Source organism: Streptomyces sp. NPDC006261 (assembly GCF_040613515.1).
Classification (GTDB): domain Bacteria; phylum Actinomycetota; class Actinomycetes; order Streptomycetales; family Streptomycetaceae; genus Streptomyces.
The window spans coordinates 66,724-78,886 of the sequence record NZ_JBEXSI010000035.1 but is presented as its reverse complement, the minus strand read 5'-3'; the positions used below and the strand labels follow the sequence as shown (position 1 = coordinate 78,886).

Annotated in this window: 13 protein-coding genes; 8 read left to right on the top strand and 5 right to left on the bottom strand. The window is 72.9% G+C overall.

What is annotated here, in order from left to right; translation table 11 throughout:
* Window positions 1-49: 49 nt before the first annotated feature.
* Window positions 50-634, bottom strand: coding sequence for a TMEM165/GDT1 family protein (locus tag ABZ154_RS22920; RefSeq protein WP_356835394.1), 585 nt, complete (start codon window positions 632-634; stop codon window positions 50-52).
* A gap of 379 nt (window positions 635-1,013) precedes the next feature.
* Between ABZ154_RS22920 and ABZ154_RS22915 the strand changes: the two genes are divergently transcribed.
* Complete coding sequence (locus ABZ154_RS22915) at window positions 1,014-1,421, top strand: (2Fe-2S) ferredoxin domain-containing protein (RefSeq protein WP_356835392.1); 408 nt, start codon at window positions 1,014-1,016, stop codon at window positions 1,419-1,421.
* A 188-nt stretch (window positions 1,422-1,609) separates the two neighbouring features.
* A complete protein-coding gene (locus ABZ154_RS22910; RefSeq protein ID WP_356835390.1) occupies window positions 1,610-1,810 on the top strand; it encodes a DUF2191 domain-containing protein in 201 nt (66 codons plus the stop codon).
* A gap of 79 nt (window positions 1,811-1,889) precedes the next feature.
* Here the strand turns inward: ABZ154_RS22910 and ABZ154_RS22905 are convergent, their stop codons facing one another.
* On the bottom strand, window positions 1,890-2,387 hold the full coding sequence (locus ABZ154_RS22905; protein ID WP_356835388.1) for an NUDIX hydrolase: 498 nt from the start codon (window positions 2,385-2,387) through the stop codon (window positions 1,890-1,892).
* A 147-nt stretch (window positions 2,388-2,534) separates the two neighbouring features.
* On the opposite strand from ABZ154_RS22905, the gene ABZ154_RS22900 reads away from it, so the two are divergent.
* Window positions 2,535-3,650 carry a glycerate kinase gene (locus ABZ154_RS22900; protein ID WP_356835411.1) on the top strand — a complete coding sequence of 372 codons (1,116 nt, stop codon included), beginning with the start codon at window positions 2,535-2,537 and terminating at the stop codon, window positions 3,648-3,650.
* A gap of 77 nt (window positions 3,651-3,727) precedes the next feature.
* On the opposite strand, the gene ABZ154_RS22895 is transcribed toward ABZ154_RS22900, so the two are convergent.
* Window positions 3,728-4,420: a helix-turn-helix domain-containing protein gene (locus ABZ154_RS22895; protein ID WP_356835387.1), complete on the bottom strand. Its 693-nt coding sequence runs from the start codon at window positions 4,418-4,420 to the stop codon at window positions 3,728-3,730.
* 266 nt (window positions 4,421-4,686) lie between these two features.
* Here ABZ154_RS22895 and ABZ154_RS22890 point away from each other — a divergent pair, with 266 nt between their 5' ends.
* The 5 genes from ABZ154_RS22890 to ABZ154_RS22870 are packed head-to-tail and all read left to right on the top strand — an operon-like array spanning window position 4,687 to window position 9,574.
* The gene (locus ABZ154_RS22890) at window positions 4,687-5,484 is read left to right on the top strand and encodes an ABC transporter ATP-binding protein (protein WP_356835385.1); all 798 of its coding nucleotides are present in this window, start codon (window positions 4,687-4,689) and stop codon (window positions 5,482-5,484) included.
* Window positions 5,481-6,290, top strand: a complete 810-nt coding sequence (locus ABZ154_RS22885; RefSeq protein ID WP_356835409.1) for an ABC transporter ATP-binding protein — start codon at window positions 5,481-5,483, stop codon at window positions 6,288-6,290. The genes ABZ154_RS22890 and ABZ154_RS22885 overlap by 4 nt, the downstream gene beginning before the upstream one ends.
* Window positions 6,287-7,177, top strand: a complete 891-nt coding sequence (locus ABZ154_RS22880) for a branched-chain amino acid ABC transporter permease (RefSeq protein WP_356835383.1) — start codon at window positions 6,287-6,289, stop codon at window positions 7,175-7,177. Before ABZ154_RS22885 ends, ABZ154_RS22880 begins: the two co-directional genes overlap by 4 nt.
* The gene (locus ABZ154_RS22875) at window positions 7,170-8,327 is read left to right on the top strand and encodes a branched-chain amino acid ABC transporter permease (protein ID WP_356835381.1); all 1,158 of its coding nucleotides are present in this window, start codon (window positions 7,170-7,172) and stop codon (window positions 8,325-8,327) included. The genes ABZ154_RS22880 and ABZ154_RS22875 overlap by 8 nt, the downstream gene beginning before the upstream one ends.
* Complete coding sequence (locus ABZ154_RS22870; RefSeq protein ID WP_356835379.1) at window positions 8,324-9,574, top strand: ABC transporter substrate-binding protein; 1,251 nt, start codon at window positions 8,324-8,326, stop codon at window positions 9,572-9,574. Before ABZ154_RS22875 ends, ABZ154_RS22870 begins: the two co-directional genes overlap by 4 nt.
* Before the next feature lie 63 nt (window positions 9,575-9,637).
* On the opposite strand, the gene ABZ154_RS22865 is transcribed toward ABZ154_RS22870, so the two are convergent.
* Together ABZ154_RS22865 and ABZ154_RS22860 are read right to left on the bottom strand one after the other, a co-directional pair.
* A complete protein-coding gene (locus ABZ154_RS22865) occupies window positions 9,638-9,766 on the bottom strand; it encodes a hypothetical protein (RefSeq protein WP_356835377.1) in 129 nt (42 codons plus the stop codon).
* A 184-nt stretch (window positions 9,767-9,950) separates the two neighbouring features.
* Window positions 9,951-12,140 (bottom strand): bifunctional serine/threonine-protein kinase/ABC transporter substrate-binding protein, encoded by a 2,190-nt coding sequence (locus tag ABZ154_RS22860; protein WP_356835375.1) that lies wholly within the window; start codon window positions 12,138-12,140, stop codon window positions 9,951-9,953.
* Between the last annotated feature and the right edge of the window lie 23 nt (window positions 12,141-12,163).

The window sequence follows — 12,163 nt, the reverse complement described above, 5'->3', positions numbered from 1 at the left end:
GGCGTACCGGTGCACCGGTACGCCCCCAGCCCCTTCTCCCTCAGGTCCCTCAGCCGGTGAAGATCTCCACGGCCGTCCAGATCGCCAGGCCCAGCATGCAGATCCCGCCGATGCGCTGCACGGTCTTCAGCGGTACGCGCTTGGCGATGAACTTGCCCGCGAGCAGCGCCAGAGCCGAGACGGACATCAGGGCGGCGGCCGACCCGATCGCGGTGGACCAGGTGCCGTTGCTCGCGGCCAGGTTGGCGGTGGTGATCTGGGTCAGGTCGCCCCACTCACTGATGAAGACCGCCATGAACGCGGTCGAGTAGACCGGCCAGAAGCCGGTCACGGTCTTCACTCCGGCGTCGTCATCGTCGTTGCCGGCGCTGCCGCGCAGCAGGATGAACGCGCCGAACGCGAAGAGCGAGGCCGAGACGAGCTTGACGGTCCAGTCGGGCAGCAGCCCGATCAGGCTGCCCGCGCCCACGGCGATGGCGACGTGCACGACGAATGCGGACGACGTGCCGAACCACACGTACAGCGGGCGCATCCGCGTGCCCATGGCCAGCGACGCGAACATCGTCTTGTCGGGAAGCTCCGCGAGGAAGATCAGCCCGAAGGCGGTGATGATCGCCAGAGGGTCGAGGTGCATTCCGGTGGCTTTCTGTGCGAGCCGGGCCCCGGATCTTCGCGAAGCGCCGCTCGGGCTGTTCGGAGGACCACTCGGCCCGGCATGACGGCAGCGCCCACAGGGCGTGGACGTGTCATACAGGACCGAAGGTCTCGCCCGCCCGTGGAGCGACCCTTTCCAGGTCTCACGAGCCCGGCCACCGGGAACCCGAGGGTTCCAGTGTGTCGACGACCGGTTTGCGGGGCTACTCCCCTTCGCAGCCATCAACACTACCCCACCGCGTCGGCCAGGGGTGTGGGTGTTCGAAGCGGGGGAGCCTCGGTAGAGTCGCGGTGATCACCCGGAACAGCGGTGGTCACCCCGCTCCCCTACCCTCCTCCCGCCGACCGGAAGAGCCCGCATGAGCCGCCGCCCCCGCAAGGACGTGCCCGCCCAGAGCGTTCCCCGGCCCACCGTGAGCGTCTGCCGGGGCTGCTGCTGCGGTACCGAGAAGATCCCGGGCGTCGACCACGCCGCCCAGCTGGCCAGGCTCCGCTCCGGCCTGGAGGGCGCCGCCACCGTACGGGCCGTCGAGTGCCTGGACGCCTGCGAGCAGGGCAACGTGATCGTCGTCCAGCCGTCTTCCGAGGGCCGCCGCGCCGGAGGCCGCCCCGTCTGGCTCGGCCTGGTCAACGACGAGCACGCGGAGCAGGACGTCATCACCTGGGCGGCGGCCGGCGGCCCGGGACTCGCTGACGCCCCCGACATCCTCGACCTGTACGTGTTCCAGCCCTCGCGCCGGGTCCGGGCGGGACTGGAGACGCCGTAGGGGCCGTCGTCGGAGTGCCGGCACAGGGGACCGGTCTCCTCTCCGGGCTCCGGACCGCCGGCCAGTCGCCCCGGCCGTCGCCCAGGGCGCGCGGCAGCGCCGTACCGATCGGTTCCCGGACGACCTCGACAGGGGTCGTGCGCCGAGAACGCGGATCGCGAACGCTTTTCGCCGGGTACAGTTCGGCCATGGCCAAGGTGAGCGTCAGTCTGGACGCCGAACTCGTCGTCGAAGTCATGGTCCTCGCGGGTGTGGGCAGCCCTCAGGACGCGGTGGAACTCGTGGTGCGCGACTACATCGCCCGCGGCCACCGCACCGAGGCGCTGGTCGCCGAACGCGAGGAGTCGCCGCGGGACGTGGAGATCAAGCCCGAGGCCCAGCAGGGCTGAGGCCTCCTGCCCCGGCCGTGGACCCCGGCAGGCTGACGCTTCTCCTGCCCGAGCCTCGGCCCCGGCAGGCTGACGCCTCCTACCCGGCCGGCTTCCCGTCCTCCAGCTCCACCGTGCCGGCACCGGACTCCAGCACGTCCAGGGCCGCCCGCACGCGCCCCTCCAACCGCCCGAGCAAGTGGACGGGCAGGTCGGCCGGGGCGACCAGCTTCCAGGAGAGCAGCTCCTCCTCCTGGAGCCGGATCGCCGCGAACTGCTCCGGGGTGAGCACCCCGCCGTCGTACAGGTACGCCACGATCGGCGGCCGGCCAGGACCCCGCGTCCAGTCGATGGCGAGCAGCCGCCCAGGTGCCAGGTCGAGCCCGATCTCCTCCATCGTCTCGCGCCGGGCGCCCTGCCGGGGGCCTTCGCCGGTCTCCGACTCGACCGTCCCGCCGGGCAGCGCCCAGCCCTCGCGGTAGTTCGGCTCGACGAGCAGGACCCGTCCGTCGGCGTCGCGGAAGAGGCACGCGGCTCCGGCCAGGACCTTGGGGAGCCCGGCGATGTACGTGGCGTAGTGCGCATCGGTAGTCGTCACGGCCGACAGCGTAGCGGGGGAGCGGGGGAGGGCGGGGACGGGCGGTTCCGGACGGCCATGGGCAGATCAGGGGTCGTGCGGATAGGGTCGGGGCGGCGCGACTGCCTGTTCGAAAGCAAGGGATGCAAGGTGACGGACGGAGCAGATGTGGAGACCGCCCGCGTGCTCGTCGCGGCGGACAAGTTCAAGGGCTCGCTCACGGCCGTACAGGTCGCGGAGCGGGTGACGGCCGGGCTGCGGCGCGTCGTCCCCGGCGTACGGGTGGAGACCCTGCCCGTCGCGGACGGCGGCGACGGCACGGTCGCGGCGGCGGTGGCCGCCGGATTCGAGCGCCGCGAGGCGCGGGTGACCGGGCCCCTCGGGGACCCGGTGACGGCGGCGTACGCGCTGCGCGAAGGCACCGCCGTGGTGGAGATGGCCGAGGCCTCGGGCCTCCAGCACCTGCCCGACGGGGTGTTCGCCCCGCTGACGGCCACCACGTACGGCTCGGGGGAGCTGCTGAAGGCCGCCCTCGACGCCGGGGCGACGACCATCGTGTTCGGGGTCGGCGGCAGCGCCACCACGGACGGCGGCGCGGGCATGCTGGCCGCGCTCGGGGCCCGCTTCCTGGACGCGGACGGCAAGCCCGTCGGCCCCGGCGGCGGGGGGCTGGCCGAACTCGCCGAGGCCGATCTTTCCGGGCTCGACCCGCGCCTCGCGCACGTCGGCCTGATCCTGGCCAGCGACGTGGACAACCCGCTGACGGGGCCCAAGGGCGCCCCCGAGGTGTACGGGCGGCAGAAGGGCGCGAGCGAGGAGGACATCGCGGTCCTCGACGCGGCCCTGAACCACTACGCCTCGGTCCTGGGGCCGGAGACCGCGGCCCTGCCCGGCGCCGGAGCGGCCGGAGGCATCGGTTACGGGGCGCTCGTCGCCCTCGGTGCCCGCTTCCGGCCCGGCATCGAGGTCATGCTCGACGTCCTCGGCTTCGCCCCCGCGCTCGCCCGCGCCACGCTGGTCATCACCGGCGAGGGCTCGCTGGACGAGCAGACCCTGCACGGCAAGGCCCCGGCGGGGGTCGCCGCGGCGGCCCGGCAGGCCGGGATCGAGGTCGTCGCGGTCTGCGGCCGCCTCACGCTGTCGCAGGAGGCTCTGAGCGGGGCGGGCATCGCGCGCGCCTACGCCCTGGCCGAGCTGGAACCGGACCCGGCCGTCTCGATGGCCCAGGCCGGACCGCTGCTGGAACGGGCGGCCGAGTCGATCGCCCGGGACTTCCTGAGCTGACCGACGAGGTGGGGCCGGGCGTACGGAACGTACGCCCGGCCCCACCTCCTGCTGCGCTGCGGGCCCCCCGGGGTCGCTCACACCCGTGCCGCCGCCGACATGCGCAGCGCTTCAAGCGCCAGCACCGTCTCGACCAGCTCGCGCGGGTGCGACAGCGACCGTGAGGTCAGCCGTTCCAGCCGCCGCAGCCGGTTGAACACCGTGTTCCGGTGGCACCGCAGCCGCACCGCGGCCCGCCCCACCGAACCCCCGCACTCCAGCCACGCCTCCAACGTCCCCACCAGCAGCGCCCGTTCCGCCGGAGCCAGCACCAGCAGCGGGCCGAACACCTCCGCGACCAGCCGGGCGGACAGCTCCGGCACGCTCGCCACCAGGGCCGTCGGTAACCGCTGGTCCAGCGCCACGATCTCGCGCGTCCCCGGACCGCAGGCCAGCAGTGCCGCCCCGGCGAGCCGACGGGCGAGCCCCAGCTCCGCCAGGCCGCCCACCACCGGACTGACGCCGCCCGGCCCCGCCCCGGCCTCCCCGAGCCGCGCGACCGGTCCGGCGAGGCCTCCCGGCCCCAGCAGGACGACCCCCACCTCCCCGCACCAGCACCACCGCACCCCGTCCGCATCCGGGACCGCGGCAGGTGCGCCCAGCACCACCACCGCGTAACGCCCCCGCTCGGGCAGCCCGAGGCCCCGCGCCGCGCGCCGCACCTGGTGCGGCTGGGCGGACCCGGCCAGCAGTGGGCCGAGCAGTCCCGCGGCCCCGGTGTCCCGCCGCATCTCCCGCCCCCCTTCGCCGGACCGGTCCCATCTCCCCGGTGACCGACGAGGATGCCACCGGCCGCGCGCACGGGAGCCTGCCCGTCCGTGCCTCTGTGCGCGTGCACAACGAGGCCCTTCGATCGCTGGTCACCCGCATCGAGTCCGCCCCACCCCGTGGACGCGCGCTCCGGCCGGTGTTGGTCTGTGGCACCACACGACGCCACACCCCCACAGATGAGCACCACCCATCAGCACGACACGAGAAGGCGGAAGGAGGAGGACGCATGGCAACGCTAGAGATCCGCGCACTGTCCGTCGGCTACGGCCCGGTCCGCGCTCTGCGCGACATCTCCGTCGATGTGCCGGACGGCGCGATCACCGCCGTACTCGGCGGCAACGGCGCGGGCAAGACCACGCTGCTGCGGGCCGTATCGCGGACCCTCGGCTTCCACCGCGGCACGGGCACCGGCACCATCCGGTTCGACGGCCGTCCCCTGGAGGGGCTGCGGCCCGCCCAGGTGGTGGCCGCGGGAGTGGTCCAGGTACCGGAGGGCCGCCAGGTCTTCGCCCGGATGACGGTGGCCGACAACCTGCGCGCGGGCGCCCTCGGGGCGCGCGGCGGGCGCAAGCAGACGAGCGCCGCACTGGCCCGCGTCCACGAACTGTTCCCGGTCCTCTCGGACCGCGCGCACCAGCGGGCCGGTCTCCTCTCCGGTGGCGAGCAGCAGATGCTGGCGATGGGCCGCGCCCTGATGGCGGGACCCCGGCTGCTCCTGCTGGACGAGCCCTCGCTCGGCCTCGCCCCGCTGATGGCGGCCCGGATCGCGGAGACCGTGCAGGAGATCAACGCGAGCGGCACGTCCGTCATGCTCGTCGAGCAGAACGCGGCCATCGCGCTGCGCCTCGCCTCGACGGCGTACGTCCTGGACGTCGGCGAGGTCGCCCTGCACGGGCCGGCCGCCGAACTGGCCGCCTCCGACGAGGTGCGCCGCCGCTATCTCGGCGTGGTCGACGAGGAGGCCGCCGCCGATGGCGATGTGGCGTCCCGCAACCGGCGCACCCTGAGCAGGTGGGAAGCGTGAAGGCCGCACCCACCGCCGCCACCGGCGCATCCACCACCGAACCGGCCGCCCTCACCGTCTCCGACGTGACCGTACGGTTCGCCGGGCTCACCGCCCTCGACGCCGTCTCCTTCACCGTCGAACCCGGCAGCGTGCACGCCGTCATCGGCCCCAACGGCGCGGGCAAGTCCACCTGCTTCAACGTCCTCTCGGGCGTCTACCGCGCCTCCGCCGGCACCGTCCGCCTCGGCACCACCGAGCTCACCGGACTTTCGCCGCACACCATCGCCGACCTCGGCGTCGCCCGCACCTTCCAGAACATCGCGCTCCCGCCGCACGCGACCGTCGCCGACAGCCTGCTGCTCGGCCGCCACAGGCTCACCCGCTCCGGCTTCCTCGCCACCGGCCTGCGGCTCCCGTCCGCCGCACGCGAGGAGCGGCGCCACCTGGACCGGGTCCGCGAGATCGCCGAATTCATCGGCCTGGAGGCCGCGCTGAGCCGCCCGGCGGGCTCGCTCCCGTACGGGCAGCAGAAGCTCGTCGAGCTCGGCCGTGCCCTGTGCATGGAACCCCGGGTCCTGCTCCTGGACGAGCCGATCGCCGGGATGACCGCCGACGAACGCCGCCGTACCGCGGCCGTCGTCGCCGATGTCCGCGACAGCCTCGGCATCTCCATCGTGCTGGTCGAGCACGACATGGGTGTGGTGATGCGGCTGGCGGACGCGGTGACCGTACTCGACTTCGGACGCAGGATCGCGGGCGGCACCCCCGCCGAGGTCCAGAACGACCCGGCCGTCGTCCAGGCCTACTTGGGAGCACCGGAATGACCACGTTCATCGAACTTCTCCTCGGCGGCCTGTCGATCGGTTCGGTCTACGCACTGATCGCCCTTGGCTTCGTCGTCATCTTCAAGGCCACCGAGGTCGTCAACTTCGCCCACGCCTCCCTGCTGTTGGCGGGCGGCTACGTCACCGCGGTCCTCCACGACGACATCGGGTTCTGGCCCGCACTGCTCGTCGGGATCGCCGGGGCCGCGACCGTCGGGGCGGCCATCGAGTTCTTCGTGATGCGCCGCTACCGGGGCAGCGACCACAGCGTCCTGGCCATCGTCACCATCGGCGTCGACATCCTCCTCATCACCGAACTCACCCGCCGCATGGGCACGGACGTCCTCGCGCTCGGCGACCCGTGGGGCAACGAGGTGGTGAACATCGGCGGGATCACCCTCGCCCAGACCAGGATCGCCGCGTTCCTCGCCGCAGGGCTCCTCATCACCGTGTTCCTCCTGGCCTTCCGCTACACCTCGTGGGGGGTCTCGATGCGGGCCGCCGCCGAGAACCCGCAGACCGCGGCCCTCATGGGCATCAGGCTGGGCCGGGTCTCGCTCGCCGCCTGGGCCGTCGCCGGAGCCCTCGCCGCCGTCGCCGCCCTCTTCCTCACCGTCTTCCCGACCCCCGGCCTGGAGCGCGCCACCTCGCTCGCCGCGCTCAAGGCGTTCCCCGCCGCGATCCTCGGCGGACTCGACTCCACCACCGGGGCGCTCGTCGGCGGACTCATCGTCGGCGTCACCGAGTCGCTCGCCACCGGCTACCAGAGTGATCTCGCCTTCCTCGGCCGGGGCATCGGCGATCTGGCGCCCTACCTGGTGATGGTCGCGGTCCTGCTCATCCGGCCCGCGGGACTCTTCGGCACGAAGGAGCTCGCCCGTGTCTGACACCGCCGCCCCCGAAGCCCCGGCCGCGCCCACCCCCGCACCCGCACCCGGTGGCGCGGAGACCCTCACCGACCGGCTGCGCCGGCCCCGTACGTACGCCGTCCTCATCGCCTCCGTCCTGCTCCTCGTCCTCCCCTTCTACCTGGACCGCTTCTGGCTCCAGGCCGGGCTGTTCGCGATGGCGGCGGCGATCGGTGCCATCGGGCTCAACATGCTCACCGGCGCCACCGGCCAACTCTCCATGGGCCACGCCTTCTTCCTCGCCGTCGGCGCGTACGGCTACTGCGTCCTGGCGGGGGAGTCCAGCACCGAGAACGGCCACACCCTGACCGGGCTCGGACTGCCCACCTGGCTGGCCGCGATCCTCGCCGTCCTGCTCGCAGGGGCCGCCGGAGGGCTGTTCAGCCCGATCGCCGGGCGGCTGCGCGGCGCCTACCTCGGTATCGCGACGCTCGCGCTGATCTTCATCGGACAGCACGTCCTGTTCAACGCGGGTTCCCTGACCGGCGGTTACAACGGGCGGGCCGTACCGCCGCTCTCCCTCTTCGGGTTCTCCTTCGACGACACCGAGGTCGTCGTCGCGGCCGTCCCGTTCGGCTCCTCGGAGAAGCTCTGGTACGTGGGCCTGGCCGCCCTGCTGCTCAGCGCCCTGTTCGCCCGGGGAGTGCTCCGGGGCAGGCCGGGCCGGGCCATGAACGCCATCCGCGACCACCGGATCGCGGCGGGCGTCATGGGCGTACCGGTAGCGCGCTACCGGGCCGGTGTCTTCGTCCTGTCCTCGATGTACGCGGGCCTCGCGGGCGTCCTGCTCGCGCTGGTCTTCCAGCGGACCGTGCCCGAGTACTTCGGCATGATCCTGTCCCTCGAATACCTCGCCATGATCGTCATCGGCGGGCTCGGCAGCGTCGCGGGAGCCGTCGTCGGCGCCTTCTTCGTCTCCCTGCTCCCGCAGGTGCTCACGCACTACAGCGACTCCCTCCCGTTCGTCTCCGCCCCCGGTACGGGCGGTCTGGCACCCGGTGAGGCGTCCCGCTATCTGTACGGCGCCGCGGTGGTCGCGGTGGTCCTGTTCCTGCCCGGCGGCCTCGCCCGCCTCGGCATCGCACTCCCACGCGTCACCCGTCCTAGGAAATCAGGGGAGAAGAAATGAAACTCAGAGCGCTCACGGCCGTGGTCGCGGCCCTCACCGTCACCCTCGTCGGGTGCAGCGGCAAGGCGACCGAAGGGAAGGGCGACGAGCAGGACAAGGCCGGGATCAAGACCGGTCCCGGCGTCACCTCCTCGGCGATCTCGCTCGGTGTCCTCACCGACATGACCGGCGTCTACGCCTCGCTCGGCAAGAGCGTCACCCAGGCCCAGCAGCTGTGGGTGAAGCAGATCAACGCCAAGGGCGGCATCTGCGACCGGAAGATCGAGCTGACGGTACGGGACCACGGCTACGACCCGCAGAAGGCCATCGCCGGCTACACCGAGCTGGAACCGAAGGTGCTCGGCTTCACCCAGTTCATCGGATCCCCGTTCGTCGCCGCCGTCGAACAGCGTATCGACGGCAAGGACAAGGGGCTCGTGCTGCCGCAGGCCTGGTCGGCGAATCTGCTCGGCTCCCCGTACATCCGCGTCGTCGGCGCCACGTACGACATCGAGACCATCAACCTGATCGACCACCTGCTCAAGGAGAAGCGGATCGCCAAGGGCGACAAGATCGGTCACGTGTACTTCGAGGGCGACTACGGCGAGAACGCGCTCACCGGCTCCAAGCACGCGGCCAAGGAAGCCGGTCTCACCGTCGTCGAGCAGAAGATCAAGCCCACCGACAACGACATGACGGCCCAGGTCGCCGCCCTCAAGCAGGCCGGTGTGAAGGCCGTCGTCGTCAGCGCGGGCCCGCGCCAGGCGGCTTCGCTGGTCGGCGTCGCGGCCGCCACCGGCTTCAACGTCCCCGTCGTCGGCAACAACTCGGCCTACGCGCCCCAGCTGTTGAAGACCCAGGCGGGCCCGGCCCTCCTGAAGGACTACTACATCGCCTCCTCCACCCTGCCCATCGGCGACCCCGGCGACGGGCCGTCCCTGCTCGCGAAGGAGTACGCGTCGCAGTACCCGAACGACGTCCTCGACAACGGCGTCGTCGCGGGCTGGACGGCGGCCTCCATCTTCGGCGAGGCACTGGACAAGGCGTGCGACAACAAGGACCTCACCCGCGAGGGCGTCGACAAGGCGCTGCTCACGATCAAGGGCTACGGAACCGAGTTCGGGGTCACCCACGACTTCTCCGACCCCGCGGCGCCGTCCACCCGGGAGAGCGTCATCATGAAGCCGGACGCCAAGGTCCCCGGCGGGCTGAAGGTCATCAGCCCGGCGTCGGTCTCCGAGGCGGCCAAGTCGTTCACGACGAAGTGACGCTCTGAGCAAGCGGATGGGCCCGGCCGCGGGACAGCGGCCGGGCCCGCCCTCCTGCCCTGCTCAGCTGGTGTGCGCCTGCACTTCGGAGAGCTGGGCGGCCGGCCAGCCGGTGTTGCCGGTGAACGTCAGCAGCAGATTGGCGGGCCGAGGTCCCGGGCCGGGGCGTGGGGCTGGTGGGGGAGGGGTCACGGGAGGTCCGTCCTTGCGGCTCGGGGGCTCTGCGGACGCCCCTGAGGCCAAGGGCACCCCCGCAAGGAAGTCTGTGCCCATGCGCAAAAGATTGCTTCGGGGCTCAAATCAACTGCTCAGGGCGGGATGTGACGAGCCCTCACCCGGTCCAGGCGCCAACCCGCCCCGGAGGAGGCCGACGTGATCAGATCTCGCGGCCGTCCATTCCGATGTACCGGAAACGTCCCCGCTCCACGCGGTAGATGAAGACCCCCGTGCCCGCGTACATCCCGTTGGCGGGCTCGAACGCATAGCCCTTGGAGACGCCCTTGTACCGCGTCGACCGCAGCACGGGCAGCATGTCCTGCCGCGTCACCGTCTTTCGGCCCAGCCCCTCCGCGCAGGCCGCGATCAGCCCGACCGCGTCGTACGCCTCGGCGGCCAGCAGCGGCGGCGCACCGTCGAAGCGCTTGCGGTACGCGGCGGCGAAGGGGTGCACCGACGGTACGGAGGCGGGGTCGGCGGCCGTCGACACGACCAGCCACCCCGCCGCGTTCTCGCCCGCCTCCGCCAGGAACCGGGGGTCGTGCACGGCCTGGGTACCGATCCTCGGCCCCAGGAACCCGGCCTTCGTCAGCGCCCGTGCGAACCGGCCCCCATCCCGCCACCCGCCCCCGTACACCACCGCCCCCGGCTTCTTCGCGACGATCCGCTCCGCCTCGGCGTCCAGGTCACGGGTGCCCTCCCGCACCGTCTCCGCGAGGACCGTCCGGCCGTTGCCCCGCAGCCCCGCGTCCAGGAACCGCGTGGTCTGGCGCCCGTACTCGGTGCCGTCGTCCACCAGGGCCACGGTGCCGATCTCGTACGCGCCCAGGAACTGCGCCACCGGCAGCATCTGCATGTCGTTGCGCGGCCGGGCGCACAGGAAGATCCGGTTGAGGTTCCTGGTGTCCCCGTCGACCACGCTGAGCAGCGGCAGCGCCGCCTCGTCGTACGCCACCAGCGCCTCGCGCGCCGCGTCCGTGCCGGTCGCCCCGATCGCCGCCACCAGCAGCGGGTCCTCGGCGAACCGCCGTACCGCCGCCTTCGCCCGCGCCTCGTCACCGCCGTCGTCGGCCGTGGTCAGACGCAGGGTGAACGGCGCGCCCTTGCGGGCGTTGTGCTCCTCGACCGCGAGGAGCGCCGCCCGCTCCTGGCCCTTGCCGATGGCCGCCGAGGGGCCGCTGAGGTCGGCCTGGAGCCCGATGCGCAGCTCGGGCCGGGCGGTGGCGCTCTTGTCGCCGTCCCCCTTGCCGCCCTCCCCCCTTTCGTCGTCGCCCGGATCCTTCTCGCCCCCGAACGCCGTGGCCAGCCAGGCGGTGGTCCCGCCCGCCGCCGCGAGGACCGCGCCCCCGGTGACGTACGTGAGGAAGCGCCGGCGCCCGGGTGAGGCGGGGACGGCTGTGGTATCCCGGCTCCCGGCACCGGTCGCGCCCGTCTCCGCCGTGGATCCGGCGTCCAGGCTGGTCGCCTCGATGTCGGGCAGGGCGAGCATCCGCGCCGAGCGCTCGGCGATGAGATGGGTGACCGGGGCGGGCAGCCAGCTGCCGCCCGACGCGTCCTCGGCGAACGCCCGCATGATGTCCCCCGCGGTCGGCCGCCCGCCCGGGTCCTTCGACAGGCACCCCTCCACCACGGGCCGCAGCCCCGGCGGCAGAGCGCCGAGATCCGCCGGGTCGTAGACCGTACGGAAGAGCATCGCCTCGACCGGCCCGCTGCCGAACGGCCGCCCGCCGGTCGCCGCGTACACCAGGACACAGCCCAGCGAGAAGATGTCGCTCGGCGGGCCGATCCGCCGCCCCTGCGCCTGCTCCGGGGAGAGGAAGCCGGGCGATCCGACGATCGCGTCCGTCGCCGTGAGGACCGTGTCGTCCAGGGCCCGCGCGATCCCGAAGTCGATCAGCCGGGGACCGTCAAGACCCAGCAGGACGTTCCCCGGCTTCACATCCCGGTGGACGAGCCCCGCCCCGTGGACGGCCTCCAGCGCCTCCGCCAGCATGGAGCCGAGCGCCCGCACACTGCGCTCGGGCAGCGGCGCCCCGCCCCCCACCGCCTCGCTCAGGGCAGGCCCCGGCACGAACTCGGTGGCCAGCCACGGCGCGGCCGCCTCGGTGTCGGCGTCGACCACCGGCACCGCCCACCGGTTGCGCACCTGCCGGGCGATCGCCACCTCGCGCCGGAACCGGGTGCGGAACCCGGCGTCGTCCGCGTACTCGGCCCGGATGAGCTTGATGGCCACCAGTGCGCCGCCGGGCGACCGGCCCAGCAGCACCACGCCCATGCCCCCGGCGCCGAGCCGGCCGAGGATGCGGTACCCGGCGATCCGCGCCGGGTCCGTAAAACGGAGCGGTTCCATCAGCGGTTACGTCCTCGCATCGT